Raw genomic sequence first — 26251 nt, 5'->3', positions numbered from 1 at the left:
CCTGCATGGGTTGCTCCTCTTTTTTATGCGTATTGCAGTTCTGGCCCCCACCATTGGAGGGGCGCAAGATACTGTCTAGAACGTGTAGCCGACGCCCACGGCGCCCAGGAACTGATCCTTCGAACCGCGAACGGTGGTGAAAGGCGTCTTGGCAGCATCGCCCAGCACGCGGGAATATCCGCCCACCACGATGATGCCAAATCCGCCGTTGGTGACATCGCCATCCAGGTCATAACCCAGCAGCAGGTTTACGCCTGCCTTGGTAAAGCCGCCGCCATCGGGTTCGAACTCTGCCAGCGGCGCGATGCCGGGGCCGATGTAATCGGCATCGTCCACGCCGAAGTAGTAATCCTGGAAATCCTCGTTCGCCCATTCGGCAGAGACGGAAAGGCTGGCGATCATCGCGCGCGACAGCGGCGTGAAATATGTGATGGATGGCGAAACCACCATCCCATCATGCGCGCCTTTTACATCCCACATCACGGCCGTGCTGATGGACAGGCTGTCATAAGGGTTCAGCACCTGCGGGAATTTTACGCCCGCGCTGGGGCCGACTTCGATGGCGCGGTCCAGCTCTCCGTAATTCTTGACGACTTCATCCTTGATCTGCTGCGCGCGATCGGAGCGAAGACGCGCTGCAACGCCAAGATCGAAGGCAACGCCCTCTGCCGCGTCCGGAATGAAATCCAGCGTGATGCCGCCAGCGCGCGGATTGATATCCACCCCGCCAAGCGAACCCTGCACGATGGGCAGAACGTTAAATACGTAGTCATCCGAACCGGTATAGGACGGGCTGATCGCCACGCCCGCACCTATTGAAATGAAATCGCCAGAGAACACCGTATCGTCCATATCGATCACCGGCGGACCAACCTCTGCCTCGCCAATATCCTGGGCGAGCGCGGGTTGCGCCATGAAAGCGGCGATAATCGCGGCAAAAGCAGCGGTGGTGGTGGTGTTTGGCTTGATCTGCATGAATATTCCCGTCCTGTTTTGCGCTAGAACGTGCCTTGGCCCAGCCGGTTCCACGCACGCGTTGCAATTCAATACCGGACCAAGGGCCGTGATTGCGCCGCAGTGTCAATAGGCTAAGGCCGACAGCATGAGTGGACGCGACTGCGACATTGCCATTATCGGAGGCGGTCTTTCCGGCGGATTGATCGCGCTGGCGCTGGCGCGGCATCGCCCGGAGCTCACCGTAAGGCTGGTGGAGGCTGGCGCGCAGCTTGGCGGAAATCACCGGTGGAGCTGGTTTGCCAGCGATCTTTCACCGGCGGGCACGGCACTGATGGCCGATTTCCGCAGGGCCGAGTGGAACGATGGCTATCACGTGTGCTTCCCCGGCCACCAGCGCAAGCTGGACACGGCCTACAGATCGCTGGCCAGCGCGGATTTTGCCGCCTGCCTGCACAGGGAACTGCCGGGCGATACCATCATGACAGGGCAGGAAGTGGCCGCCGTGGATGCAGACGGGGTGGACCTTGCCGATGGCAGGCGCATCACGGCACGCGCGGTGATCGATTGCCGCGGCTTTGCCCCCACCTCTCATCTTGAAGGCGGGTGGCAGGTGTTCATGGGCCGCCACCTGCGCACGCCGCAGCCGCATGGCGTGGCCGATCCCATCATCATGGATGCCACGGTCGATCAGCATGCGCCGCACGGCAATGGCGGGGCCTATCGCTTCGTCTACGTCCTCCCGCTGGGCGCGCATGACCTGTTTATCGAAGACACCTATTATGCCGATAAGCCGGATATCGATCGCTCCATGCTGTCTTCCCGCATTGATCAGTATCAGCAGCAGATGGGCTGGCATGGAGAGCCTGTGGGCTTTGAAACCGGTGTTCTTCCCGTCATCACTGGCGGCGATTTTCGCGCCTTTCAGGATGAGCACCACATAGCGGGCGTGGCCGTGGCGGGCGCGCGGGGCGGCTTTGTCCACCCGCTCACCAGCTATACCTTGCCCATTGCAGTAGAGGTGGCGCTGGCCGTGGCGCAAGATGCGGACCCGCCGGGCGATCAGATGGCCGCAAAGCTGGATGCCATGGCCCGCCGCCACTGGTCTGCCATGGGCTATTACCGCTTCCTTGGCTCCATGCTGTTCGGTGCTGCCCGGCCGGAGGAACGATACAAGGTGTTCGAGCGCTTCTATCGCTTGTCGCCCGACCTGATCGAACGCTTCTACGCCGGGCGATCCACCATCGCGCAGAAACTGCGCGTGCTGGTAGGCAAGCCGCCCGTTCCCGTCCACCGCGCCATTCCGGCGCTGCTATCCTCCTCCCCTCCCCTCAGCAATTCCCCCCGGAAGGACATTCCATGAGCACTCCCGAAGGCAAGACCGCCTGCGTCATCGGCGCCGGTTTCGGCGGCATGGCGCTGGCCATTCGCCTGCAAAGCGCGGGCATCGCCACCACCGTCGTCGAAAGCCGCGACAAGCCCGGTGGCCGCGCCTATTACTGGGAGAAGGACGGCTTCACCTTCGACGCCGGGCCAACCGTGGTGACAGACCCTGATTGCCTGCGCGAACTGTGGGCCATCAGCGGCCACGACATGGATGACGATTTGGAGCTGATGAACGTCATGCCGTTCTATCGGCTGAACTGGCCCGACGGCACCAATTTCGATTATTCGAACGATGAAAAGAACCTGCGCAACGAGATCATGAAGCTGGAGCCGCAGGATGTGGAGGGGTACGATCGCTTCTCCGAATATGCGGCAGAGGTTTACGAGGAAGGCTACGTCAAGCTGGGCACCGTGCCGTTCCTTGATTTCAAGAGCATGATCAAGGCCGCCCCCGCGCTGGCGAAAAAGCAGGCGTGGCGCAGCGTGTATTCGATGGTGTCGAAATACATCAAGAACGAGAAGCTGCGCGAGGCTTTGAGCTTTCACACCCTGCTGGTGGGCGGCAGCCCGATGAAAACCTCCAGCATCTATGCCCTGATCCACAAGCTGGAGAAGGATGGCGGCGTGTGGTGGACGCGCGGCGGCACCAATCGCCTGATCGCCGGAATGGTGCGCCATTTTGAACGGCTGGGCGGCACGATGCGCGTGGGCGATCCCGTCACTCGCGTGGAGACGGAGGGCAAGCGCGCCAGGGCCGTGCACACCAAGAGCGGGTGGACCCAGCGCTTTGATGCCGTGGCCAGCAATGCCGATATCATGCATTCCTACAAGGATTTGCTGGGCGATAGCCACCGCGGCAAGACGGAGGCCAAGGCCTTGCAGAAAAAGAGCTTTTCGCCGTCGCTCTTCGTCGTGCATTTCGGCATAGAGGGCACCTGGCCCGGCATCCCGCACCACATGATCCTGTTCGGCCCGCGCTATCACGGCCTGCTGGACGATATCTATTCCAAGGGCATACTGCCCGCCGACTTCTCCATCTACCTGCATCATCCCACGGTGACAGACCCGAGCATGGCGCCGGAGGGCATGAGCACCTTTTACGCGCTGGTGCCCGTGGCGCATCTGGGCAAGATGCCGATCGACTGGGACACGGTTGGCCCGCAACTGGAAAAGCGCATTCTGGACGAGGTGGGCCGCCGCCTCATCCCCGATATTCATGATCGCATCGTGACCAAGTTCAGCTATTCCCCGCTGGATTTCGCGGTAGACCTGAACGCCCACCACGGCAGCGCCTTCAGCCTGGAGCCGGTGCTGTGGCAAAGCGCCTTCTTCCGCGGGCACAACCGGGATGACGTGATCGACAATTTCTACCTCGTCGGCGCAGGCACGCATCCAGGCGCTGGCATCCCCGGCGTTGTCGGCAGCGCCAAGGCGACAGCGGGCCTGATGATCGATGACTTGTCATCCTGATTGGCCTCACTAGGGCTGACTGCCATGTCTGACAGCTTCAATCGCCTCGCCGTTTATTGCGGCTCTGCCACACCGGCAGACCCGCGCTATATCGACCTTGCCCGCGAGGTGGGCACCACGCTGGCGCAGCTTGGCATCGGGGTCGTCTACGGCGGCGGCAAGGCGGGGCTGATGGGGGCGCTGGCCAATGCCGCGCTGGAAGCGGACGGCGAAGTGATCGGCATAATCCCGCAGGCGCTGATGGATATGGAGGTGGCAAATCGGGATTGCACGCAGCTGCACGTGGTCAACACCATGCATCAGCGCAAACAGGCGTTTACCAATCTTTCGGATGGTTTCGTTACCCTGCCCGGCGGCGTTGGAACGATGGATGAATTGTGGGAAGCGGTAAGCTGGGCGCAGCTTGGCTACCACGCAAAACCCGTCGGACTTCTCAATGCCTTGGGATATTATGACGGACTTGTGGCTTTTAACCGGCATATGGCCGATACAGGCTTCGTCAGGGAAGCGCACCGCGGCATCGTGATCGTGGGCGACAATATTAGGGACTTGCTCGAGAAAATGGCAGCTTACGAGCCCATCGAAACAATCGTGCAAATGCGCGGCGAAGACCTGTGAAACGCGTAAAGCCCCGTCCGCTGGTGGCCAGCCAGCTGGTGAAGAACACACCCCGGCAGGCCGGTGGCGGACGCTCGCGAAAGGCTCTGGTCTCCCGATCGCGCGAAAGCATCGCCAGGGGTTCCAAAAGCTTCATGGCGGCCAGCCTGCTGTTCGACAAGCCGACTCGCGAACGCGCGCACCTGCTGTATGCGTGGTGCCGCCGGTGTGACGATATTGCCGACGGGCAGGATCACGGCGGAACGCTGAACCTGTCCAACGCCAATTCGAAAGACCGGGTGGAGGCCGTGCGCATCCTCACCCACCGCGCGCTGGATGGCCAGCCGACGGCGGACATTGCCTTCGATGCGCTGGGTCTGGTGGCCGCCGAAACAGGCATCACCCGCGACATGGCTGACGATGTGATCGACGGTTTCGAGCTCGACGCCAGGGGATGGCGCCCGCGTACCGAGGGCGATCTGATGCGCTATTGCTATCACGTGGCAGGCGCCGTTGGCGTGATGATGGCAAAGGTGATGGGCGTGCCCGGCGATGCGCAGGATACGCTGGATCGTGCCTGCGATCTTGGCCTTGCCTTCCAGCTCAACAATATTGCCCGCGATATCTCTGAAGATGATGCCGCGGGCCGCTGTTACCTGCCCACGGAATGGCTGGCCGAATATGATATTCCGCCGGGCGAGGTGATGAGGCCGCAATACCGTCCCCAATTGGTGAAGCTGGCGCAGCGCCTGGTGAGCATGGCAGAATTGCACGATGCCCGCGCGCGCATCGGTGCAGGCCGGCTGAATTTCCGGCAGCGCTGGGCCGTGCTGTCCGCCGCCAATATCTATGGCGCAATCGGGGAAGAGGTGGTTCAGCAGGCCGAACTGGCGTGGGATCACCGCATCCACACAGGCTTCTTCGACAAGATCGGCCATGTCTTCTCCGCCCTGAAGGAAACGATCTCCGGTTCGTGGGAGCCGGGTAAGGATCCCAAATGGGATCGTGGCAAGCTGATGGTGATGGCGCGCATGGATGGCCCCGTGGCAGGCGTTCCCAACACGCCCATTCGTGACGAAAGCGTCAGGCGCAAGGAAGACTGACGGCGCTACTCCGGTTGCATTTGTGACGAAATTCGCGAAAGCACAGGATTATGATCGCAAAACTTCTCATCGCCAATCGCGGCGAAATCGCCTGCCGCATCATCCGCACAGCCCGTGATATGGGCGTTGCCACCGTGGCGGTATATTCCGATGCCGATGCCAAGGCGCTGCATGTGCGAGCCGCTGACGAGGCCGTGCATATCGGCCCCTCCCCCGCTGCCGAAAGCTATTTGCTGGGCGAGAAGATCATCGCCGCCGCGAAACAGACCGGGGCCGAAGCGATCCATCCCGGCTATGGCTTCCTGTCCGAAAATGCGGGCTTTGCGCAGGCCGTGATCGATGCAGGGCTGATCTGGGTCGGCCCCAAGCCTTCCAGCATAGAGGCGATGGGCCTGAAGGATTCGGCCAAGCAGTTGATGATGAATGCAGGCGTGCCCGTCACCCCCGGCTATCTGGGGGAAGACCAGTCGGTAGATCGGCTGAAAGCCGAGGCCGATGCCATCGGCTATCCCGTGCTGATCAAGGCCGTGGCAGGCGGCGGCGGCAAGGGCATGCGCAAGGTGGAGAAGGCCGCAGATTTCGAGGCGGACCTTCAATCGTGCAAGCGAGAGGCCAAGGCCAGCTTCTCCAACGATGAAGTGCTGCTGGAAAAATGGATCACCTCGCCCCGCCATATCGAGGTGCAGGTTTTTGGCGATAGTCATGGCAATGTCGTCCACCTGTTCGAACGCGATTGCTCTCTGCAACGCCGCCACCAGAAGGTGATCGAGGAAGCGCCCGCTCCGGGCATGGACGATGCCACGCGCGAGGAAATCTGCGCCGCTGCCGTCCGCGCCGCCAAGGCGGTGGATTACGAAGGCGCGGGCACGATCGAATTCATTGCCGACGCCAGCGAAGGCCTGCGCGCGGATCGCATCTTCTTCATGGAAATGAACACCCGCCTGCAGGTGGAGCATCCGGTGACCGAGGAAATCACCGGCGTCGATCTGGTGGAATGGCAATTGCGCGTGGCGAGCGGTGAGCCGATCCCGCTGAAGCAGGAAGAGCTTTCCATCAACGGTCACGCCATCGAGGCGCGGCTTTATGCGGAAGATCCATCCAGCGGATTTCTGCCCAGCACCGGACCGCTCGACCATTTTGACCTCGGCATCGTGGGCCGCATCGAAACCGGCGTTGCAGAGGGCGATGTCATCTCCCCGCATTACGACCCGATGGTGGCCAAGCTGGTGGCCTGGGGCGAAACGCGCGATGATGCCATCGATGAACTGGCCGAGATCGCGGGCAGCGTGGAAATCTGGCCGGTGAAGACCAACGCCGCCTTCCTGACAAACGCCCTGCTGGACGATGATTTTGGCGATGCCGTCTTGGACACCAGCTTCATCGAACGAAAGCTGGACAGCCTCGTCCCCGCTGACGATGCCGATGACGCGATCTGGCAGTCAGCTGCCGATTTCACGCTGATGGCAGATCTGGATCAGGATGTGCCCAGCGCCTTGGGCTTTCGCCTGAACGCGGCCCCGCGCATTGCCACCACGCTGACGCACCGCGGCGAAACGCGCACGGTTTCTGCGTCCGGCAGCGAGATGGCAGCCCATGTCACGGGCTTTGTGGAAGAAGCGCGAACCCTCGTCTTCGCAGACGGCCAGAGCTTCGAATTCGCCCGCGATGCGCGCGGCACCGGCGCAGCCGCAGCGGGCGACGGTGCGATCCTTGCGCCGATGCCGGGCAAGGTCATCGCCGTCGATGTGGCCGAGGGCGATGCCGTGACGGCAGGCCAGCGTCTAATGGTACTGGAAGCAATGAAGATGGAGCACGCGCTCACCGCGCCGTTCGACGGGACCGTGACGCAGCTTTCCGCCAGCGAAGGCGGGCAGGTTCAGGTAGAAGCGGTGCTGGCGGTGGTGGAGCCAGCCGGAGATTAACCGCCGAGATACTCGGTCAGCGCGGCCCCTTCAGCATCGCTCATCTGCAATCCCTGCTTGGTGCGCCGCCAGAGGATATCCTCGGCCGTCTGCGCCCATTCCCTGTCCCGCAGGTAGGTGACTTCGGCCTCTGACAGGCCCGCGCCGAAGCTGCGACCCAGATCGTCCCACGATTTCGCTTCGCCCAGCCAGTCCACCGCGCGGGTGCCATAGGCGCGGCCGATGCGGACAACGTCTTCTGCGGAGAGGAAGGGATAATCCTCGCCCAGCACTTCGAAAAGATAGGGCTGCGCGTGCTTGTCAAAATCACCGCCGGGCAGCGGAGTGTTGGCTGTCCAGCCCTTGCCCTTTAGCACCGGCAGCCGCTCGGCCAGCTTCTCCATCGCGTCCTGAGCTACGTGCCGATAGGAGGTGATCTTGCCGCCATAAATGGCGAGGATCGGCGCACCACGCCCCGCATCGCTCAGCGCCAGCTCGTATCCGCGAGAGGCTGCTTCGGGACGGCCGGAGCCATCATCCACCAGCGCGCGAACCCCTGCATAGGTGTGCACGACATCGTCCGGTGTCACGTCTTGCTCGAAATAGCGGTTGGCGGCGTCGCACAGATAGCGGATCTCGCCCTCGCTGGCCTCCACATCGTCCAGCGATCCAGGATGGTCTGCATCGGTCGTGCCGATCAGGGTGAAATCATTCTCCCACGGTATGGCAAAGCAAATGCGCGTGTCGGGCTGCTGCAGGATATAGGCGCAATCGTGATCGAACAGCTTTGGCACCACGATATGCGATCCGCGCACGCGGCGAATGCCATAGGCGGGGTTCTCTCCCACCAGCCGCGCAACATCGTCCGCCCCCGGCCCCGCGGCATTTACCAAGGCGCGCGCGGTGAAGCTCTCAGCCCCTGCCTCGACATGCCACAAATCGCCTTCGCGCCTTGCGGCGGTGACGGCGGTGCGCGTGCGGATTTCCGCGCCGCATTCGGCGGCATCCAGCGCGTTCAGCACCACCAGCCGTGCATCGTCCACCCAGCCGTCTGAATATTCGAAACCGTGGCGATACTGCTTTTCCAGCGGCACGCCCGCCGGATGCCTGCGCATGTCCACGCTGCGGGTTTTCTTCAGGGATCCCCTGCCGCCGATATGATCATACAGGAACAGGCCGGCACGCAGCATCCAGCGCGGGCGCATGTTCTTCGTCACCGGCAGGATGAAGCGCATGGGATGGATGATGTGCGGGGCGATGTTCCACAGCATTTCCCGCTCACCCAGCGCTTCGCGAACCAGGGCAAATTCGTAATATTCGAGGTAACGCAGCCCGCCATGCACCAGCTTGGTGCTCTTGCTGGAGGTGCCGCTGGCCAGATCGCCCTTTTCCAGCAGCAGGACCTTTGCCCCGCGACCCGCCGCATCGCGGGCAACGCCTGCGCCATTCACGCCGCCGCCGATCACGATCAGATCGAACGTGGCATCCATCAATGCGGGCTTTCCCCGATATAGCGTGGCTGGCGCGGACGGGTCCACAGCTTGCCCTTTTCACTGAACAATACGAGGCAGAGGGACAGCACGCTGCTGATCAGCAGCGCCATCGCCAGTGGCAGCGCCGTGCCATCGTAAAGCTGGCCGATCGCGATGCCCATGGCTGCGCCCAGCAGCATGCGAATTGCCGATTGCACCGAGCTGGCCGCGCCCGCGCTGTTAAAGAAAGGCTGCATCGCGATGGAGCCGAAATTGGCACCGAGGAACCCCAGCAGGCACAGGTTGATGCTGATCAGCGGGAAGAACCACGCCAGCGAATCGGCTTTCTCGATCGCCGCAAACACCTGCACCGCGCTGACGAGGAAGAACGCGATCAGTGCCGTATGCGATACGCGGCGGGCGCCGAAACGTTCGACGATGCGAGAATTCGCCCAGCTGGAAAATGCCAGTGTTGCGGCCGATGCACCGAAGATCAGCGGGAATTGTTCCGCCGCGCCGAAATGCTCTCCGATCAACTGCTGGGCCGAATTGATATAGCCGAACATGCCGCCAAAGGTTAGGCCTGCGGCCAGCACATAGCCCACCGCCGCGCGGGTGCGCAGGGTGAGTGGCAGATTGCGAACAACGGTGCGTGGATCGATCTTCTGGCGGTGATCCGGGTCCAGCGTTTCGGGCAGGCGCAGGGCCGCCCATGTGCATGCGGCAATGGCAAACAGGGCCAGCGTGAAGAAGATCCATTCCCAGCTGGCAAACACCAGCACGGCCTGCCCCACGCTGGGCGCCAGCACGGGTACGGCCATGAAAACGATGAAGATCATAGAGATGAGCCGCGCCATCTTGTCGCCTTCAAAGCGATCACGGATGATCGCGGCGGGCAGCACCATCAGGCCCGCCGTGCCGAAACCCTGCAACGCGCGCAGGCCCAGCAACACCTCGAACGTGGGTGCGATCATGCACAGCAGGGAGGTGACGATATAGATCGCCATGCTGATAAACAGCACGGGCCGCCTGCCGTAACGATCGGCAAACAGGCCGGGCACCAGGCTACCAAAGCCGGTGGCCAGCAGATAGATGCCCACGACATATTGCCGTTTGTTGGGATCGGCGATCTGAAAGCTGCTGGCGATATCGTCCAACGCAGGCAGCATTGCATCGATGGCGAGCGCGTTCAGGCTCATCAAGGCGGCCATCAAGGTGATGAACTCGCGTTGACCGACCTTTCGGCCCGAGCCGTCGGCGGCAGAGATAGTCAGGGTGGTCACCCGGCCCCTTTGGCCAAGATTTGCTGGCGAGAAAAGGATTAAGTCAAGCAAGCGCCAAAAGGCTATAGCGATGCGATGACGAATCCCGAGCCTTTCGGACCCGAAGATACGGACGCAGACGGTGATGCACTGCCGCATGAGGCGGCAGGCCTGCGCAAGATCATCCATGTTGATATGGATGCCTTTTTCGCCAGCGTGGAACAGCGCGATAACCCTGAATTACGAGGAAAACCCGTGGCCGTGGGCGGGTCCAGCGGGCGCGGCGTGGTGGCCGCCGCCAGTTATGAGGCGCGCAAGTTCGGAGTGCGCAGCGCCATGCCTTCCGTCACCGCAAAGCGCAAATGCCCGGACCTGATCTTCTGCAAAAGCCGGTTTGATGTTTATCGCGAAGTGTCCGAGCAGATTCGCGCGACTTTCAACCATTATACCCCGCATGTCGAACCGCTGAGCCTGGACGAAGCCTATCTGGACGTGACCGAAGACCTGCACGGCCTCGGCTCTGCCACCGCCATTGCGGAGGCCATTCGCAGGGATATTCGCACGAAAACGCAGCTGACGGCCAGCGCCGGCGTTTCCTACAACAAGTTCCTGGCGAAGCTCGCCAGCGATCAGAACAAGCCGGACGGTTTGTGTGTGATCCGGCCCGGCATGGGTGCGGCCTTTGTGCAGAGCCTGCCGATCCGGCGCTTTCACGGCGTCGGCCCCAAGGGCGCGGAGAAGATGGCGCGGCTGGGCATAGAAACAGGCGCGGACCTGGCGCAGAAGGATCGCGAATGGCTGGCAGCGAATTTCGGCAGTTTCGGCGATTACCTGTACCGGGCGGCGCGCGGGATTGATCTTCGCCCCGTGCGCACCAATCGCATCCGCAAGAGTATTGGCGGGGAGCGCACCTTCAGCGAGGATATCTCTGCCGAGGATGAACTGCGCGAAACGCTGGAGCGGATTATCGACATTGTGTGGGATCGCATCGCCGCCAAACAGGCGACGGGCCGCACCGTTACGTTGAAGCTGAAATTCAACGATTTCCAGATTGCCACACGCTCTCGCAGCCAGACGCAGGGCGTGGCGGACAAGGCGCGGTTTTCGCAAATTGCGCGGCAGATACTGGAGGACGAGATGCCGCTGCCCATGCCGATCCGCCTGATGGGGCTGACGCTCAGCAATCTTGATCGTGACGATGGGGATACGGCCCGCCGCGAGAATGGTGCGCAGCTCCCGCTGCTCTAGTCCGCGCTGTCCTGCAGCAGTTTCAGCCGCATGTTGATCGTCGCGCTGCGTTTTTGCGGCAGGTCATCCAGCGCGAAGAAGCGGCACTCCACCACTTCGCGCATATCCGGCGTCGGTTCGCCCACCACCACGCCTGTAAATATCTGCACATGATTGGTGGAGCCGAGGAATTCATTGCTCTGCATGCCGAGGTGAATGGGCTCTGCAAGGCCGCAGTCCAGCTCTTCGCGCAATTCGCGCAAGGCGGCGGTTTGCGGGTCCTCGTCCCGGTGCATACCCCCGCCCGGCAAGGCCCACACCGGCGGGCCGTAGGAATGGCGCACCAGCAGCACCCTGCCCTGATCGTCCCGCCCGATGATACAGCAGCCGTGCACTTCGCCCGCGATATGGCGCAGGAACAGCCGCCGCAGCCCGTGGCCAAACCGGTATAGCGCGCGGTGCAGCGGCGCGGGTATCAGGTGAAGCATGTCACCTTCTGGCGCGCCGCCTTCAGCAGGCGCGCAACCGGCAGATCGGATTCGCCAGCGGCCGCAGCGTCAAACACGGGGCGCTTGTCATCACCGCGGATCACGAACATCAGTGCATCGCTGTTCAGCAGCGAAGGCATGGTCAGCGTCACCCGGTCAAACGGAGCCTCCGGCGGCAGGGGATCGGGCGTCAGGCGGCGGATCGGGGCGGGATCGTCCGCCTTGGGATCGGTGTTGGGAAACAGGCTGGCGATATGGCCATCTGCGCCCATGCCCAGCCACACCAGCGCGAAATGCGGCACCTGTTCCATCACCGTCAACGTGGCAACATGCGCGCCAACGGGTTCGAACAGCGCGCGGATCTTGCCGGTATTGCTGGCCTCGTGATCTTCCGGAACCACGCGATCATCGCCCGGCCACACGGTAACGCGAGACCATTCCAGATCGGCCTTCACCAGCTCTTCCATCATCGGGAACGGGGTTGAGCCGCCCGGCACGCTGATCGCCACCGGATCATCATTTGCCGACAGCGCATTGCGTAGCGCGGTCTCGATGAATTGGGCGATCTGCGTGACGCTGGCGTTCTCTACGATTTCGATATCGGTCATGCCGCGATACCTAGACGCAAAACCGCCACGGTGCGAGGGGCAACGTGGCGGATTTGACTACAGGTTTTGAGGCGCTTATTTCAGCGTGGAAGTGAGGAACCACACGCGCTGTTCGGCCATGTCGGTCCAATCGTCCAGCAGGCCATCGGTGGCATTGTCGCCCGCCTTTTCGGCCAGTTCCTTCATTCCTTTGAGCCTGTCGACCACCTTCTGGTTATCGTCGCGCAGCTCTCGCACCATTTCTTCGGCTTCAAGATTGGTGTCATCCTGATCCTTGATCTGCGTATGCTTGGCGACGGAGGCGATGGAGGTAAGAGTGGCGGCGCCGTTCTTGCGCACCCGTTCCCCGATCACGTCAATCTGGTCACGAAGTTCAACGGCCTGCTCGTCAAAAAGCAGGTGCAGATCGCGAAAGCGCGGCCCCGTGACATGCCAGTGGAAGTTCTTGGTCTTGAAATACAAGGCCGTGTGATCTGCCAGCAAGCCGTTCAGCTCCTCGATCAGCGCGGTCTTCGAATTGTCTCCGGTGGTAGCCATTATATGTATCTGTCCTCGTTTATCGGTTCATCAAACCAACGGACGAGGCGGCTTCGCGTTTCATGCAATAGACCGGCCACGGTGATCGCCTTACGCGATCACTCGGCGCGCTAAAGCGCGCTAAATACGATCACGGCTGTCGTCACCAGCAGGGCCGCGCCCACGAAGATGCGGATCGGCTTCAAGGGCAGCGCGTGCCAGTCCTCCCCCGCCACGATCGCGGCCCCCAGCACCACGATGGCACCCAGCGCGCCGCCCGCGCCTGCCAGCATCGGCTCCCCCGTTGCGATGGCCAGCGACAGGATGATGAAGCCGCTGGCATCGGTCACCATGCCCAGCAGCAATACCAGCGTGATCGCGCCCATGGACCGCGTTGGCTCTTTCGGGGTAGCAGGCGATGATCGCAGCAACACCTCGCCAGCCGCAAGCGCCAGCGCCAACCCCACGACCAGCGGCTTCACATGCGGGCGGATCAGCGGTGAAAGCTCCTGCGCGATCCATGCCGCCAGTCCGGCCCCTGCCAGCGCGGCCAGAAGCACAGTCACCAGCAGCGGCCCTATCCAGCCAAGCCCGGCCCGTAACCGCGCAACACGCACAGCATCGCGCCCCGCCAGCATGGCAGCCGCAACGGCGATGAAGGTAAGGAAAAAGGCAGGCATGCCCGCCCCTATAACAGCGCCCGGTTAAGGCGCTATTCCTTCGATGCGGGCGGTTGGTCGAGAGATTGAGGGGATGGCGATGAACAAGACTGGCGATTGCGTTTCTATGTCGCGTTTTCCCGATCGGACGCGTGTGGGTTGATCAGCCGATCGACCAAACTTTGATCCGACACTTCCTCACCGGTCAATGCCATGGCCAGCAGCTCCCCGCCCAGAATGGTGGGTGCGATCACCATGTCGGGCTGCACCCGTTGCACCTTGGCCAGGTTCTTCGTGTTGTTGACTGCCACCACCGTCTGCGCGGATCCTTGCAATTCCTTGGCCGCCAGAACGACGAAGGCATTGGTGGCATCGTCCTCGCCCAGCGCCATAATGGCTCTCGCCGTCTTGCCCGATGCGTGTTTTAGCGTTTCGATATCGGTAGGATTGCCGGTAACCACCTGCGCATCGTCGGGGAGGTCATCCCCCGGCGTTTCCACGATGAACATCACGCTCTCTCCGCGCTCCTGCAGTTCGCGGCATGTGTTGAGCGCCAGGTTCGACCTGCTCGTAATCACATAATGGCCAGACATTTTCATGGCTCTTTCCTTTCCGGCGAGGAAATTTTGAAGGCGCTTCTGCAAAAAGGGAAGCAGCACCGTACTGATTGCGGCGGTAAAGACCGTCAGACCCAGCAGAATGAGTGAAATGACATAGAGCCGGGCATCGGGCGTCGTCGGGTAGATATCGCCATACCCCACCGTCGACATGGTAACGATGGTGAAATAGAAAGCCGTACCCAGATCATTGATCGGGGTGGAAAACTGGCTGCCCATGAAAAGGCTACCCAGCACGCCATAGGCCACCACCAGAAACAGGCTCCCGGTGGAGAAGATCGAGGCTGCTGCAATGCTCGTATGGCTGAATTGCGCGCGAAACAGGTAGAGCGCTGCCAGCAACGCAATCTGAAGAGCGCCGAAGACGAAATGCGTGTGGGAGACCGATAGCCAGAGCGCGATGTCAATGATCGTCAGCAGGGTCACCACCACCCACGCAAGACGTGAACGCATGGCAAGGCCAGGGGCCATGATCACCATGAACACGCCCGACACCATCCTGTTGCCGCCCGATATCAGACTGGTCTCGATCAGCTGGGGGAGCTTTTGCAGCGTGTCGACGGTAAAGCCGCCGGTTCGCAATTCGGCCCACAGGCTGCCCAATTGCACAAGACCCATCACCAACACGCCTGCGGCGATGAACAAATGGGAAAACTCGCGAATGCGGGCGAAGGCCGTCATCGGCTTGAGTTTCACAAGGTGCATGTGTCGGTTCTCATATCGGCGCGCACAAGGTCCTTCGCTTCATCGGGCATCCCCGTGGGAAAGGTTCCTTGACGAGAAAAGGGCATAGCCTCACGAAGGGACGCTTCAAATGCGGATCCGGATTCGCGTCAAGCCGAGGGGCTCGCCGTGGCGCCTATGGAAGCGGAATTCTTCTCCGCATCCTTGTCGCGATGCCGCATCCAGCGAATGTTTCCCTGGCTGAACTGCCAATACAGCATCACGCTGATGATAGCCGCATAGAGGCACCAGACGGATGAAAACGCGTACTGCTTCACCAAAGCCACCACGCTCAGGCCGATCAGGTTGAGGATGCCGAACCAGCGAACGACCTTGTGCCCGGACAGGATCAGCGCGCCGCAGGTCACGAATATATAGAGGCCGCCTGTCACAAGGCTTTCGGTCTCTGCATTGCGATAGGCGATGGAGTGATGCTCTGCCGCGACCTGTGTCTGGAAGCCCATCACCCCATAGGTCATGTAGATCATCAGTCCGAAGGCAATGGCGACGATCACGCTTATGACAGTGCGCCTCCAGCCCGGCTGTTCGATCAGAAGGACGCTGAGAGGCATGAGGAATGGCAGGATCGCCTGTGCGTATAATATGAAAAGTAACGACGAGTTCTGCAGCGCCAGATCGCCGATCGTACCGCCAAGCCCCAGCCAGACGAAGCCTTCGATGAACTGGTGAAGCGCGAACAGCAGCGGCATCGAGGCAAGCAGCACTTCGCGCGGATGCTTTGCATGTCGCAATGTCGCAATGCCTACTGTGCCGATGATCGCTGCAGCAGCAAAATTCACTTCCGCCGAAATACACACGTGATCCGCCCCATCTTCTCGTCGCAGGCGAGACCTCCGCCCGCCGACCTCAGTTAGAACCTCTTGCAAAAGCCATTGCAACAGGCCGCGGGCAAGATTTCCGCGGCAAGCCTGCCTTCCCATGCCCGGTGCACCGCCAATCGGTGGTCACATCCTCCAACTAGCGTTGCTGCAAGGCTCTCAACGCTTCCTTGTCGGAAACATAGAGCAACGCCACGCCGCATGCCGCCAGCAAGGCGGCCAGACCCGCTCCGGCAGCGAAGTCCACCAATCGCGCAACGGCAAGCTGTTTGAGCGGAGAGTGTTCGCTGACGATGAGGATGATCGCCAAGGTGATCGAGGCAGACCCGAAGATCTGGGTTTTCGGGATGTATCTTTGCGTGAAGACAAACGCGGTGACAGCGATCGCTGCCACCAGCATGGGCGGCAGGGCCAGGCTGCCGACTATGTAAGCCAGCCCGCAACCAAGGGCCGTTCCGATGACGCGCTTGGCTGCGCGGGTGAAATATCGCGTGTGCGGCGGCAGGCTCAGGATCGCGAGGCACAGGGGAAACCAGAAGCCATGGCCGCCCAGCAGATTTTGCCCGACCCAGGTGGAAAAGGCGATGCCGACCGCGAACAGTGCGCCGAAGATCAGCGCATAGGCGCGCGACGGCTTTGAATCGGTGTGGTCCCCGCCCCCTCCGAACAGCTTGATGATCGCAAGGCTCCACGCCAATCCGCCGACCTGGGCAGCGGCAATCACCAGATCCTTTTCAACAGGCAGGATCGAACCTGTGTAGATCGTCCAGGTCACCATCGCGATAATCGCAGGCATGGATACCCCGCGGCGGCCTGCCAGCCCGGCAACCATCGCCAGGGCCGCACCAATAGCCGGTGCCCACGCCTCGTGATGCAGGGTGAAATATCCTGCAATGATCGCCAGGAGAACAAAGGGCGCGGTGTAGAGGACACCGGTCCGCCGCGCGCCCATCGTTCCGGGGAACGCCCCCATGAATGCACCGATGCCCGCGATCATTCCAAAGGATAGGCCAAGCACCAGCGGAAGCGCCAGGATAGCAAGGCAATTCACCGCGACGGATTTCCAGGGCGTTGCATCGCCATCAATCAGCCAGAACTCAAGCGCAGTCAAATCCTGCCGCGGCACGGAATCGCCGAGCTCCTGTTGAAACTCGCTATTGTTCTGCGGATTGCTCATGCCGTAGCAATCCTGACAGATTGCCAACCGCTTTCGCCCGTTCTGAGAGTCAAGGCAGGGGCCGGTCTGCTGATCGTAGTAATCCTGCTCATTTCCCACCCCGGACCGGGTTAAAACTCCGCAAAACCGATCGCGGCCGTCGATGCATTTAGCGATCTGCAGGAGGGTGACAAGACGCGCTTGACGCTGGGGCGGTCATGCCGGGCGCCGTAACCGACGGGGCGGTGCTGGAGCGGGTGAAGGGAATCGAACCCTCGTCGTCAGCTTGGGAAGCTGCTGCTCTACCATTGAGCTACACCCGCTTAGCGCAGTTGGGCACGCTTGAACGCGCTGCCGCTATGCGCGGCTCTCTGCTGTATTCCGCCGATCCGGTCAATGGACTTCGCCGGGACAGGGATCCATTAGGACCGATGCAGGCGCGGGGCCGGTGATCGCCCAAAGCGCCGCAAGAAATCGGCTCTGCTGCCGACCCTGCCAGCAGACAGCAGGCGCGCATGCGAATTTCGGACATATTCAATCTCGCGCCTGTAAAAAGGCGCAAAGACGGGTGGTTTACCGCCTGTTCTCTCGCTATGGACTTGATTCGAATTGACCGGACACAATCACCGGACCAACCGTTTCACGGCGGCTATTCGTAGGGAGCACGAGATGCCACTTGTTAATATGAAACCACTGCTGCGGCACGCCATGGACAATGGCTATGCCGTGGCTGCCTTCAACCTTGTCGATTACAACACCACCAAGGGCATGGTGCAGGCGGCAGAGGAGCTGAACGCTCCGGTGATCTGCCAGACCTCTTCCAAGACAATCGATTATTACAGCCACGAGGAAATCGTGTCCTGGGTGCGCACGGCAGCGGCGGATTCCAGCGTGCCGGTGGTGCTGCATCTGGATCACTGCAAGGATCTTGCCATGATCGAGAAATGCGCGGCCACGGGCTGGACCTCGATCATGATCGATGCCTCCGAATATCCTTTCGAGGAGAACCTGGAAATGTCCAAGCGGGTGCGTGACATCGCCGAGAAATACGGCGTTGGCATGGAGGCCGAGCTGGGCCAGATCATGGGCGTGGAAGACGACATGGTGGTGGCAGAGGAAGACAGCGTCCTCACCGACCCGGAAGATGCTCGCAAGTTCTGTGACGCGCTGGACCTTTCCGCCTTCGCCTGCGCCGTTGGCACCGCGCACGGATTCTACAAGGGCGAGCCCAAGGTCGATTTCGAACGGATCAAGGCGATCAACGAGGCCACCAAAACGCCCATGGCGCTGCACGGCGGCACGGGCCTTTCTGACGAGACATTCGCCAAGGCCATCGCCCGCGGCAGTGCCAAGGTGAACATCTCCACCAATCTGAAGCACGTCTTCGTCGAAAGTTTCGAGGCCTATCGCAAGGCCAACCCCGACGATTACGAACCGCTGCGCGTGATCGATGCACAATATCAGGCCTGCAAGACCTTGTTCTCCGACTTCATCGAGAAGTTCGGCGGCAAGGGACAGGGCAGCCAGTTCCTCGCCATGCAAAAAGAGAGCGCCTGATGCTGAAGGCGCTGATTTTCGATTGTGACGGCGTGCTCGTGGATACGGAGCGGGATGCGCATCGCGTTGGCTTCAACCAGGCGTTCACCCACTTCGATATCGATGCAAAATGGAGCGTGGAGCGTTATGCCGAGCTGCTGAAAGTGGCAGGCGGCAAGGAACGGATGCGCGCCTATTTCGATGATGATGGCTGGCCCGATGCGCTGGTTGAGGAATACGGCGGCGGCGATACGGGCAAGGATGCGCTGATCAAGGCGCTGCACAAGTACAAGACCGATCAGGTCAGCCAGATCGTGACGGACCTGCCGCTGCGCCCCGGCGTGCTGCGCATCGTCGATGAAGCGATTGCCAATGATGTGCGGCTTGGCGTCTGCACCACGTCCAATCCCAAATTCATCGATGCCGTGCTGGATCTGATGGGGCCGGAGCGCAAGGCAAAGTTCGAATTCGTGCATGCGGGCGACGTGGTCAGCAAGAAGAAGCCCGATCCGGAGATTTACATGCTCGCCCAGGAATCGCTGGGCCTGCCGCAATCGGAATGCGTGGTGATAGAGGACAGCCGCAACGGTCTGCTGGCAGCAACCGGCGCGGGCTATCCCACGCTGATCACCACCAGCACATACACGATCGACGAGGATTTCAGCGAAGCCGCGCGCGTCGTGCCGGAACTGGGCGATGCGCCGAACGCGATTATCACGCTGGCGGATCTTTCCGCCCTGACGGACGCGGGTTCCAACCACTAAACGGGCAAACACGGGAGAGACAACGATAATGGCGACCATATCGCTAGACACCATAGAGAAGGGTATCGACACCACCGCCGATACGGTGATCCGCAACGAACACTATTTCTCCGACCTCGACGGATTGGCCGGAGACGGTGATTTCGGCACATCGCTGGCCACCGGATTCAAGGTGATCAAGAAGGACCTGCCCGATCTCGACAAGCCCGATATCGGTGCCATGCTGCTGAAGATCTCCATGCTTGTTTCAAAGCATATCGGCGGTTCGTCCGGCCCCATCTGGGGCACCGGTTTCATGAAGGCTGCCCTTCCCTCCAAGGGCAAATCAGAGGTTTCGCTGACCGAATTTGCCGCCATGATCGGCAATTCGGTGGATGGCATCATGGCGCGCGGCGGCGCGCAACTGGGTGACAAGACGTTGCTGGATGCGCTGATCCCGGTTTCGGACAAGCTGAAGGATCACGCCGCCACCGGCACGAAGGATCTAGGCGCGGTGCTGCGCGACTGCGCCGAAATCGCTGACAATGCCGTGGATGAAACACGCACCCTCGTCGCCCATCGCGGACGGGCCAGCCAGGTGGGTGAACGCAGCGCCAATACGCCCGATCCCGGCATCGTGGCCATCGCCACCATCCTGGCAGACTGGTGCACCGCGAACGGCGTGGATTTCACGCCCAAGGCCGCCGAAGTAAACAAGGCCAAGGCCTGATATCGATACATATACGGAGAGGAAATCCATGAAGAAGTTCGTCAACAAAGCCGAAGATTTCGTGCCGGAATTCATGTCTGGCGTGCTGGCCGCCAACCCCGATCTGCTGGAAGGCGATCTGGAATTCCAGATGGTGAAGCGCAAGGATCGTCCGGTCGACAACAAGGTGTCCATCGTGCAGGGCTCCGGCTCCGGTCACGAGCCTGCGCATGTCATGGCCGTTGGCCCCGGCATGCTGGACGGTGCCTGCCAGGGCCCCGTGTTCGCCGCACCGCCAGTGGATGCCTGCTATGAAACGATCAAGGCGCTGGCGACCCCTGCGGGCGTGCTGGTGCTGGTGAACAACTACCAGGGCGACCGCATGGCGTGGGACACCGCCGTGGAACTGGCCCAGGCGGAAGACATCAAGGTCGAACAGTTCTGGATCAATGACGATGTGGCGGTGAAGGATTCGCTCTACACCGTGGGTCGCCGCGGCGTGGCCGGCAACTTCTTCGTGATGAAGGCCTGCGGTGCCGCTGCCGAGGAAGGCAAGTCGCTGGAAGAGGTGATGGCCGTTGCGGAAAAGGTGAACAACAACGTGCGCACGATGGGCGTGGCGCTCACCAGCTGCATTCCGCCCGCCAAGGGCACGCCGATCTTCGAGATTGCTGACGACGAGATGGAAGTGGGCGTGGGCATCCATGGCGAGCCGGGCCGCGAACGCACCAAGATCACCAGCGCGGACGAGATCACCAAGACGCTGTTCGATGCCGTTGCCGATGATCTGCCGTTCAACGATGGTGACCGCGTGGCGCTGATGGTGAACGGCCTTGGTGGCACCCCGCCTGCCGAGCTTTACGTGCTTTACAACAAGGCCGCACAGCTTTGCGAAGAGCGCGGGCTGACCGTGGCGCGCAACTACGTGGGCGAATATTGCACCTCGCTGGAAATGGCCGGTGCGAGCATCACCATGCTGAAACTGGACGATGAGCTGGAGGCATATCTGGCCGCTCCTGCGCAAACGGCGACACGTATCTTCTGATTGATTGCAACATCCTCACGCAAGATTCGCCCGGCTTCCCTTGGGAGTCGGGCGTTTTGTTGCGAAGCTGTCTTTCTCGGAACATCCACCCCCTCCCATCCCTTGATTTGGTATGGAACATAACAATCAGGCGACCCCGCATACCCCTCATCTGCCCAGCCGGAGGGAGCGCCTGCGCGCCTTCATGCGCCTGAAATCACAGCGTCAGATGGCGCTGGCGGGCACCGGCATTTTCGCCGCGCTTTCGCTGGCACTTGGTGCAGGGCTGATGCAGGACCGTGCTCAGCCTGACGTGGTGAAACTTGGCAAGGGCGTGGCCAGTGTGGAAACCATGCCGGTCTCGGACATTGAGCCTGTGATGAAGACGCCCACACCGCGCGAAAGCGCCATGGGTGATGGGCATGCCAGCTATTACGGCACAGAACTGGCGGGCAACCGCACGGCGAATGGAGAGATTTTCGATCCCCACCAGCTTACCGCCGCGCATCGCACCCTGCCGCTCGGCAGTGAAGTGCGGGTGACAAATCCGCGCAATGACCAGAGCGTTATCGTTCGCATCAATGATCGCGGGCCATACCATGGCAACCGCGTAATCGATCTCAGCTATGCCGCAGCGCAGGAAATCGGGCTTATCCGCAGCGGCACAGGCCGCGTAAGCCTGGCGCTGATCACCTGACCATTCTTATCGGCCCGCATCCCGCGCGGTATTGATGTCCACCGCCTTCGGGCTTTTGGAAAACAGCGCAGTGTAGGGATCGTCGCCTGTTTCCATGGTGTGCGGCTCTGTTCCTTCACGCACCGTCGTGCGGCGCATGTCCCGCTTGTAGGTGGTGTAATCATATTCACCGCCGCGATGCATGCTGCACAGATTGTCCCAAATTACCATGTCACCCGGCTGCCACTGCCATTTGAACGTGTATTTGTCCTGCGTGGTGTGGGCGATCAGGTCTTCGATCAGCTGGCGACCCTCCGCCTTGTCCATGCCTTTCACATCCATCGTGTGCGCCGCGATGAACAGGCTCTTGCGACCTGATCCGCGATGGGTGTGGACCAGCGGATGATGGGCCAGCGGACGTTCGTAAACTTCTGCTTCCTCGATCTCTGCCCCCGCCTTCTTGCGGCTCCACCACAATGAATTGACGCCGATCTTGTCCTCGATCAGGTCCTTCGTTTCCTGCGGCAGATCGTCATAGGCGGTACGCGCATCGGCGAACCAGGTCTCTCCGCCAGCCTCGGCAGGCGGCGTGATATGAGCCAGCAGGATGGAATAGCTGGTGCGCTTGTCCAGGAATGCGCTGTCCGTATGCCACAGCCTGTCGCCCTTGCGATATTCAACGGCGGCAGGATCATGGGTGATCTCCCCATCGATGTTGAGGTTGGAAGCATCGAACAGCTCGCGATAGGGCAGCCGTGTGCGGGCACCTTCGGCGCGCTTGGGCACCCGTTCAAGATAGCCGAAATTGCGGCTGAAATTCACGTGGTCCTCGTCACTCATGCCGGTATCGCGCCACACGGTGACACCGTATTTGTCCATCGCATCGGTAATCTGCCGCACCTCGTTCGCGTTCAGTTCACGCGTCAGGTCCAGCCCGGAACACACCGCCCCGAAATTGGGTAGAATAGGTTCACACTTAAGGGCCATCGTTCGCTCTCCAATCTTGCTCTGTCGGCATTGGCCTGGTGCGGCGCGGGCGCATGTTTGCGCGCGCCTTTGGCCTTCCCCACTTGTATACGCCACTTTCGGCAAATTGACTATGCCCAAAACATCAGTCCCGTCTGGTCTCTCGCCCGGCTTGGCGTTAAGATGCGCGGTATGAGAAACATCATCCTGTGCCTTTCGCCATTGGTGCTGGCCGCCTGCGCCACGGCAACGCCCCCACCATTCGACGAGGATGGCAATCCCAGGGCTCGTGAATCCGCCGGCCAATGCGATGCGGACGCTGTGCAGGGTCATCTCGGCCAGCGTGCCAGCGCCGAAGTGGGCGCCAGCCTGCTGAGCCAAAGCGGCGTACGCAGCCTTCGCTGGGTGCCGCCACGCACCGCGGTGACCATGGATTTCCGGCCCGATCGGCTGACGGTTTCCTATGATGACGACATGATCATCGAAAGGATCACGTGTGGCTGACCCCGAGGACGGCCGCCAGCGCATCCCGCCGCTTGCCCCGTTTGAGGAAGCGGCCGGTTTCACCCGCGCCATCCGCGTGGGAGATCGCATCATCGTGTCGGGAAATGTCGGCGTGGAGGAAGACGGCAGCGTCAGCTCCGATGCTGGCCGACAGGCGGATCGCTGTTTCGAACAGATACTGGCCTATATCGAACAGCTTGGCGGATATTCGGGCGATGTGGTGCGCGTGCGCATGTTCGTAACCGATATGGCCGATGCCGATGCGGTAACCGCCGCCTTCACCCGCGCCGTCGGCCATGCCCGCCCGGCCGCTACGCTGGTGGCGATATCGGCGCTTTATGATGTGCAATGGAAATGCGAGATCGAGGCAGAAGCCGTGATAGGAAGCCTGCAATGACAACACGCCTGCTTATCGGTCTCGCCGCAATAGCCGCGCTGGCAGGCTGCGGGGATGATCTTGAAAGCCGCCAGTCGGCTGTGCAGGAACGCACGCCGGGGCGCGACCTTTCCGGTCAGCAGCCCCAGCCCCGCGAAACGCGGCTTACGGTACAGCCTGCCCCCGCGACCAAGGCAGAAGGCTTCGCGGATGATGACGCGCTTTCCGATGATGGCGAGGTCATTGAAGACGCCACGCCCGATGCGCTGATCGACAGTGCGCAAGGCTTCTCCACCGATCCGATTGACGATACGTCGGGCCTCAACCCCTCCCCAGAAGCACCGCAGGGTTTCGCGCCGGAGTCGATAGAGCCTGAATCCTTCGCAGAGTAATTTCAGGCGCGCAAAGCGGGCCGCGAATTGCCTAAAGTTACGCAAGCAACCGGTTGTAACGCATCGCAGTTTTTGACATTGCGGCCGGGCATTCACCCCATGCGCCAATGCCGCGCAGGAGACCCGCATGACCGGACAATTCCAGCTTTCAGAAGACCAGTTCGCCATCCAGGAGATGGCGCGGCGCTTCACGGCGGACAACATCACGCCGCACGCAGCCCAGTGGGATGAGAAGCACCACTTCCCGGTGGACGTGATCAAGCAGACCGGAGAGCTTGGCTTCGGCGCAATCTACGTGTCGGAAGAGTCTGGCGGCATTGCGCTCGGCAGGCTGGAGGCTGCGCTGATCATGGAGGCGATGGCCTATGGCTGTCCCACCACCAGCGCCTTTATTTCCATCCACAATATGGCCGCCTGGATGATCGACACTTACGGCGGTCAGGATCTGAAGGATCGCTACCTTCCCGATTTGGTCACCATGGAAAAGCTCGCCAGCTATGCGCTGACCGAGCCGGGCTCCGGCTCCGATGCGGCAGCGCTGAAGACCTCGGCAAAGCTGGACGGCGATCACTATGTGCTGAGCGGCACCAAGCAGTTTATCTCCGGCGGCGGGGTGAACGATGTCTACGTGGTGATGGTGCGCACGGGCGAGCACAAGAGCCGCGGCATCTCTGCCATCGTGGTGGACAAGGATACCCCCGGCCTCAGCTTCGGCGCGCCGGAGAAGAAGCTGGGCTGGAACGCGAGCCCGACTGCGCAGCTGATCTTCGAGGATGCCCGCGTGCCCGTGGCCAATCGCATCGGTGACGAGGGCGACGGTTTCAAGTTCGCCATGGCGGGTCTGGACGGTGGACGGCTGAACATCGGCGCCTGCTCGCTGGGCGGGGCGCAGCGCTGCCTGGACGAGGCGGTAGCCTACACCAAGGATCGCCAGCAGTTCGGCCAGCCGATCGCCGAATTTCAGAACACCCAGTTCATGCTGGCCGACATGGCCACAGAACTGGAGGCAGCGCGCGCGCTGCTGTACCTCGCTGCCGCCAAGGTCACCGACGGCGCGCCTGACAAGAGCAAGTTCTCCGCCATGGCAAAGCGGCTTGCCACCGACACCGGCAGCAAGGTGGTGAACGATGCACTGCAACTGCTGGGCGGCTATGGCTATCTGAAAGATTACCCGATCGAACGCTTCTGGCGCGATCTGCGCGTGCATTCCATCCTGGAGGGCACTAACCAGGTGATGCGCATGATCGTGGGCCGCGACCTTCTGAAAGACTGACCCCCCCGATGACCGAACAACTGAACATTCACAGCCACGCCAGCGTGGCGCATATATCCCTGAACCGTCCAAAGGCGATCCACGCGCTGACGCTGGACATGTGCCAGAGCATGAGCGAGGCATTGCTGTGCTGGCTTGCTGACGATGCCATTGAGGCGGTGATGATCGATCATGCCGAGGGGCGCGGATTTTGCGCCGGCGGCGACGTGGCACTGCTGCGCAATTCGGCAATGGAAGACGGCGGCGCGCGCGGGCGCGAGTTCTTCCATGCGGAGTACAGGCTGAACCACCTGCTGTTCACCTATCCCAAGCCCGTTGTGGCCTTCATGGACGGGGTGACGATGGGCGGCGGCGTGGGCATCAGCCAGCCGGCAAAGTTCCGCATCGCCACGGAGAATACCAAGTTCGCCATGCCCGAAGGCGCAATTGGCCTGTTCCCCGATGTGGGCGCCGGGCATTACCTGCCGCGCCTGCCGGGGCAGACGGGCAAGTTCCTGGCGCTGACAGGTGCGCGGCTGGACGGGGCGGAATGTCTGTGGGCGGGCCTTGCCACGCATTATATCGAAAGCGAAAAGCTGGCCGAGGTGAAGGCACGCATCATCGCGGAACCTGCCGCAATCGGGCGCATTCTCGACGAATTTTCCAGCGAAGCGCCCCAGGCGCGCATCGCCGAAAACAAGCGCAAGATCGATACGCTGTTCGCGCCCGGCACGCTGGAAGGCATCATCGCCGCCCTGCAGAATGATGACAGCGCCTGGGCGGCCAAGGAACTGGCCGCAGTGCAAGCGAAATGCCCGATGACGGCAAAGGTGGCGCTGTGCCAGTTTGCAGAGAATGCCGACTGCCGGGATTTCGCCGCGAACATGGCCATGGAATATCGCATCGCCAGCAGGATGATCATGCGGCCAGACTTTGCAGAGGGCGTGCGCGCCGTGCTGGTGGACAAGGACAACAATCCGCAATGGCAACCGTCCGATCCGGCAGACATCGATGACGATATGGTGAGCGCGATATTCGAAGATATGCCCGAAGGCGAGGAGTGGACGCCCTTCCCTGAGGCGGCAAGCGCCTGAT

The 26251-nt window shown here is 61.4% G+C and carries 27 protein-coding genes and 1 tRNA gene; 16 read left to right on the top strand and 12 right to left on the bottom strand.

Annotated elements, in window-relative coordinates; all coding sequences use genetic code 11:
- Positions 1-75: 75 nt before the first annotated feature.
- Positions 76-975 (bottom strand): MipA/OmpV family protein, encoded by a 900-nt coding sequence (locus GRF63_RS14645; RefSeq protein WP_237392511.1) that lies wholly within the window; start codon positions 973-975, stop codon positions 76-78.
- Positions 976-1102: 127 nt separating this feature from the next.
- Between GRF63_RS14645 and crtY the strand changes: the two genes are divergently transcribed.
- From crtY to GRF63_RS14620, 5 genes are read left to right on the top strand one after another with little or no spacing between them, the layout of a single operon-like run.
- Positions 1103-2317, top strand: a complete 1215-nt coding sequence (gene crtY, locus GRF63_RS14640; RefSeq protein ID WP_160486757.1) for a lycopene beta-cyclase CrtY — start codon at positions 1103-1105, stop codon at positions 2315-2317.
- On the top strand, positions 2314-3810 hold the full coding sequence (locus tag GRF63_RS14635; RefSeq protein WP_160486756.1) for a phytoene desaturase: 1497 nt from the start codon (positions 2314-2316) through the stop codon (positions 3808-3810). The genes crtY and GRF63_RS14635 overlap by 4 nt, the downstream gene beginning before the upstream one ends.
- 24 nt (positions 3811-3834) lie before the next feature.
- On the top strand, positions 3835-4428 hold the full coding sequence (locus GRF63_RS14630) for an LOG family protein (protein ID WP_160486755.1): 594 nt from the start codon (positions 3835-3837) through the stop codon (positions 4426-4428).
- A gap of 38 nt (positions 4429-4466) precedes the next feature.
- Positions 4467-5510, top strand: a complete 1044-nt coding sequence (locus GRF63_RS14625; RefSeq protein ID WP_337189694.1) for a phytoene/squalene synthase family protein — start codon at positions 4467-4469, stop codon at positions 5508-5510.
- A 50-nt stretch (positions 5511-5560) separates the two neighbouring features.
- Positions 5561-7432, top strand: coding sequence for an acetyl/propionyl/methylcrotonyl-CoA carboxylase subunit alpha (locus GRF63_RS14620; protein WP_160486753.1), 1872 nt, complete (start codon positions 5561-5563; stop codon positions 7430-7432).
- On the opposite strand, the gene GRF63_RS14615 is transcribed toward GRF63_RS14620, so the two are convergent.
- Both GRF63_RS14615 and GRF63_RS14610 read right to left on the bottom strand, forming a co-directional pair.
- A complete protein-coding gene (locus GRF63_RS14615; protein WP_160486924.1) occupies positions 7429-8901 on the bottom strand; it encodes a glycerol-3-phosphate dehydrogenase in 1473 nt (490 codons plus the stop codon). The two genes, GRF63_RS14620 and GRF63_RS14615, sit on opposite strands and share 4 nt — an antisense overlap.
- Entirely contained in the window at positions 8901-10166 is a 1266-nt protein-coding gene (locus GRF63_RS14610) for a multidrug effflux MFS transporter (protein WP_337189685.1), read from the bottom strand. The genes GRF63_RS14615 and GRF63_RS14610 overlap by 1 nt, the downstream gene beginning before the upstream one ends.
- Positions 10167-10241: 75 nt before the next feature.
- Between GRF63_RS14610 and dinB the strand changes: the two genes are divergently transcribed.
- On the top strand, positions 10242-11393 hold the full coding sequence (dinB, locus tag GRF63_RS14605; protein WP_160486752.1) for a DNA polymerase IV: 1152 nt from the start codon (positions 10242-10244) through the stop codon (positions 11391-11393).
- Here the strand turns inward: dinB and GRF63_RS14600 are convergent.
- The 8 genes from GRF63_RS14600 to GRF63_RS14565 all read right to left on the bottom strand — a co-directional run bounded on the left by GRF63_RS14600 (position 11390) and on the right by GRF63_RS14565 (position 17301).
- Entirely contained in the window at positions 11390-11860 is a 471-nt protein-coding gene (locus GRF63_RS14600) for an NUDIX domain-containing protein (RefSeq protein ID WP_160486751.1), read from the bottom strand. The two genes, dinB and GRF63_RS14600, sit on opposite strands and share 4 nt — an antisense overlap.
- Positions 11848-12468: a 6-phosphogluconolactonase gene (locus GRF63_RS14595; protein WP_160486750.1), complete on the bottom strand. Its 621-nt coding sequence runs from the start codon at positions 12466-12468 to the stop codon at positions 11848-11850. Before GRF63_RS14595 ends, GRF63_RS14600 begins: the two co-directional genes overlap by 13 nt.
- A gap of 75 nt (positions 12469-12543) precedes the next feature.
- Positions 12544-13005 (bottom strand): Dps family protein, encoded by a 462-nt coding sequence (locus tag GRF63_RS14590; RefSeq protein ID WP_160486749.1) that lies wholly within the window; start codon positions 13003-13005, stop codon positions 12544-12546.
- Positions 13006-13115: 110 nt separating this feature from the next.
- Positions 13116-13664, bottom strand: a complete 549-nt coding sequence (locus GRF63_RS14585; RefSeq protein ID WP_160486748.1) for a hypothetical protein — start codon at positions 13662-13664, stop codon at positions 13116-13118.
- A gap of 104 nt (positions 13665-13768) precedes the next feature.
- Positions 13769-14965 carry an NAD-binding protein gene (locus tag GRF63_RS14580; protein WP_160486747.1) on the bottom strand — a complete coding sequence of 399 codons (1197 nt, stop codon included), beginning with the start codon at positions 14963-14965 and terminating at the stop codon, positions 13769-13771.
- A gap of 128 nt (positions 14966-15093) precedes the next feature.
- Complete coding sequence (locus tag GRF63_RS14575) at positions 15094-15801, bottom strand: DUF6629 family protein (protein ID WP_337189684.1); 708 nt, start codon at positions 15799-15801, stop codon at positions 15094-15096.
- 160 nt (positions 15802-15961) lie between these two features.
- Entirely contained in the window at positions 15962-16999 is a 1038-nt protein-coding gene (locus GRF63_RS14570; RefSeq protein WP_160486746.1) for an FUSC family protein, read from the bottom strand.
- Positions 17000-17227: 228 nt separating this feature from the next.
- A tRNA-Gly gene (locus GRF63_RS14565) sits at positions 17228-17301 on the bottom strand.
- 346 nt (positions 17302-17647) lie between these two features.
- On the opposite strand from GRF63_RS14565, the gene GRF63_RS14560 reads away from it, so the two are divergent.
- The 5 genes from GRF63_RS14560 (at position 17648) to GRF63_RS14540 (ending at position 21687) form a co-directional block, all read left to right on the top strand.
- Positions 17648-18535 (top strand): class II fructose-bisphosphate aldolase, encoded by an 888-nt coding sequence (locus GRF63_RS14560; protein WP_160486745.1) that lies wholly within the window; start codon positions 17648-17650, stop codon positions 18533-18535.
- The gene (locus GRF63_RS14555) at positions 18535-19278 is read left to right on the top strand and encodes an HAD-IA family hydrolase (RefSeq protein ID WP_160486744.1); all 744 of its coding nucleotides are present in this window, start codon (positions 18535-18537) and stop codon (positions 19276-19278) included. The genes GRF63_RS14560 and GRF63_RS14555 overlap by 1 nt, the downstream gene beginning before the upstream one ends.
- Positions 19279-19306: 28 nt before the next feature.
- Positions 19307-19987: a dihydroxyacetone kinase subunit DhaL gene (dhaL, locus tag GRF63_RS14550; RefSeq protein ID WP_160486743.1), complete on the top strand. Its 681-nt coding sequence runs from the start codon at positions 19307-19309 to the stop codon at positions 19985-19987.
- 28 nt (positions 19988-20015) lie between these two features.
- The gene (gene dhaK / locus GRF63_RS14545) at positions 20016-21011 is read left to right on the top strand and encodes a dihydroxyacetone kinase subunit DhaK (protein ID WP_160486742.1); all 996 of its coding nucleotides are present in this window, start codon (positions 20016-20018) and stop codon (positions 21009-21011) included.
- A 112-nt stretch (positions 21012-21123) separates the two neighbouring features.
- Positions 21124-21687, top strand: a complete 564-nt coding sequence (locus GRF63_RS14540; RefSeq protein WP_237392510.1) for a septal ring lytic transglycosylase RlpA family protein — start codon at positions 21124-21126, stop codon at positions 21685-21687.
- A 6-nt stretch (positions 21688-21693) separates the two neighbouring features.
- Here the strand turns inward: GRF63_RS14540 and GRF63_RS14535 are convergent, their stop codons facing one another.
- Positions 21694-22653 (bottom strand): TauD/TfdA dioxygenase family protein, encoded by a 960-nt coding sequence (locus GRF63_RS14535; protein ID WP_160486741.1) that lies wholly within the window; start codon positions 22651-22653, stop codon positions 21694-21696.
- Between the two features lie 162 nt (positions 22654-22815).
- Between GRF63_RS14535 and GRF63_RS14530 the strand changes: the two genes are divergently transcribed.
- From GRF63_RS14530 to GRF63_RS14510, 5 genes are all read left to right on the top strand, one after another.
- On the top strand, positions 22816-23136 hold the full coding sequence (locus GRF63_RS14530) for an I78 family peptidase inhibitor (protein ID WP_237392509.1): 321 nt from the start codon (positions 22816-22818) through the stop codon (positions 23134-23136).
- On the top strand, positions 23129-23533 hold the full coding sequence (locus GRF63_RS14525; protein ID WP_337189683.1) for a Rid family hydrolase: 405 nt from the start codon (positions 23129-23131) through the stop codon (positions 23531-23533). Before GRF63_RS14530 ends, GRF63_RS14525 begins: the two co-directional genes overlap by 8 nt.
- Positions 23530-23904 carry a hypothetical protein gene (locus tag GRF63_RS14520; RefSeq protein WP_160486740.1) on the top strand — a complete coding sequence of 125 codons (375 nt, stop codon included), beginning with the start codon at positions 23530-23532 and terminating at the stop codon, positions 23902-23904. The genes GRF63_RS14525 and GRF63_RS14520 overlap by 4 nt, the downstream gene beginning before the upstream one ends.
- Before the next feature lie 127 nt (positions 23905-24031).
- Entirely contained in the window at positions 24032-25177 is a 1146-nt protein-coding gene (locus GRF63_RS14515) for an acyl-CoA dehydrogenase family protein (protein ID WP_160486739.1), read from the top strand.
- Between the two features lie 8 nt (positions 25178-25185).
- Positions 25186-26250, top strand: coding sequence for an enoyl-CoA hydratase/isomerase family protein (locus GRF63_RS14510; protein ID WP_160486738.1), 1065 nt, complete (start codon positions 25186-25188; stop codon positions 26248-26250).
- Position 26251 lies beyond the last annotated feature (1 nt).

Origin of the sequence: Aurantiacibacter rhizosphaerae, assembly GCF_009807005.1 — a bacterium.
GTDB classification, from domain to species: Bacteria; Pseudomonadota; Alphaproteobacteria; order Sphingomonadales; family Sphingomonadaceae; genus Alteraurantiacibacter; species Alteraurantiacibacter rhizosphaerae.
The sequence above is the reverse complement of the archived record's forward strand: the minus strand, read 5'-3'. Positions and strand labels throughout refer to the sequence as shown.

Coding starts and splice junctions, on each gene's coding strand:
- dinB (WP_160486752.1), top strand. CDS start 10,242: ATGACGAATCCCGAGCCTTTCGGACCCGAAGATACGGACGCAGACGGT.
- GRF63_RS14615 (WP_160486924.1), bottom strand. CDS start 8,901: ATGGATGCCACGTTCGATCTGATCGTGATCGGCGGCGGCGTGAATGGC.
- GRF63_RS14585 (WP_160486748.1), bottom strand. CDS start 13,664: ATGCCTGCCTTTTTCCTTACCTTCATCGCCGTTGCGGCTGCCATGCTG.
- GRF63_RS14635 (WP_160486756.1), top strand. CDS start 2,314: ATGAGCACTCCCGAAGGCAAGACCGCCTGCGTCATCGGCGCCGGTTTC.
- GRF63_RS14580 (WP_160486747.1), bottom strand. CDS start 14,965: ATGCACCTTGTGAAACTCAAGCCGATGACGGCCTTCGCCCGCATTCGC.
- GRF63_RS14570 (WP_160486746.1), bottom strand. CDS start 16,999: ATGAGCAATCCGCAGAACAATAGCGAGTTTCAACAGGAGCTCGGCGAT.
- GRF63_RS14595 (WP_160486750.1), bottom strand. CDS start 12,468: ATGACCGATATCGAAATCGTAGAGAACGCCAGCGTCACGCAGATCGCC.
- GRF63_RS14620 (WP_160486753.1), top strand. CDS start 5,561: ATGATCGCAAAACTTCTCATCGCCAATCGCGGCGAAATCGCCTGCCGC.
- GRF63_RS14515 (WP_160486739.1), top strand. CDS start 24,032: ATGACCGGACAATTCCAGCTTTCAGAAGACCAGTTCGCCATCCAGGAG.
- GRF63_RS14535 (WP_160486741.1), bottom strand. CDS start 22,653: ATGGCCCTTAAGTGTGAACCTATTCTACCCAATTTCGGGGCGGTGTGT.
- GRF63_RS14590 (WP_160486749.1), bottom strand. CDS start 13,005: ATGGCTACCACCGGAGACAATTCGAAGACCGCGCTGATCGAGGAGCTG.
- GRF63_RS14530 (WP_237392509.1), top strand. CDS start 22,816: ATGCGCGGTATGAGAAACATCATCCTGTGCCTTTCGCCATTGGTGCTG.
- GRF63_RS14600 (WP_160486751.1), bottom strand. CDS start 11,860: ATGCTTCACCTGATACCCGCGCCGCTGCACCGCGCGCTATACCGGTTT.
- dhaK (WP_160486742.1), top strand. CDS start 20,016: ATGAAGAAGTTCGTCAACAAAGCCGAAGATTTCGTGCCGGAATTCATG.
- GRF63_RS14520 (WP_160486740.1), top strand. CDS start 23,530: ATGACAACACGCCTGCTTATCGGTCTCGCCGCAATAGCCGCGCTGGCA.
- dhaL (WP_160486743.1), top strand. CDS start 19,307: ATGGCGACCATATCGCTAGACACCATAGAGAAGGGTATCGACACCACC.
- GRF63_RS14510 (WP_160486738.1), top strand. CDS start 25,186: ATGACCGAACAACTGAACATTCACAGCCACGCCAGCGTGGCGCATATA.
- crtY (WP_160486757.1), top strand. CDS start 1,103: ATGAGTGGACGCGACTGCGACATTGCCATTATCGGAGGCGGTCTTTCC.
- GRF63_RS14645 (WP_237392511.1), bottom strand. CDS start 975: ATGCAGATCAAGCCAAACACCACCACCACCGCTGCTTTTGCCGCGATT.
- GRF63_RS14560 (WP_160486745.1), top strand. CDS start 17,648: ATGCCACTTGTTAATATGAAACCACTGCTGCGGCACGCCATGGACAAT.
- GRF63_RS14555 (WP_160486744.1), top strand. CDS start 18,535: ATGCTGAAGGCGCTGATTTTCGATTGTGACGGCGTGCTCGTGGATACG.
- GRF63_RS14540 (WP_237392510.1), top strand. CDS start 21,124: ATGGAACATAACAATCAGGCGACCCCGCATACCCCTCATCTGCCCAGC.
- GRF63_RS14630 (WP_160486755.1), top strand. CDS start 3,835: ATGTCTGACAGCTTCAATCGCCTCGCCGTTTATTGCGGCTCTGCCACA.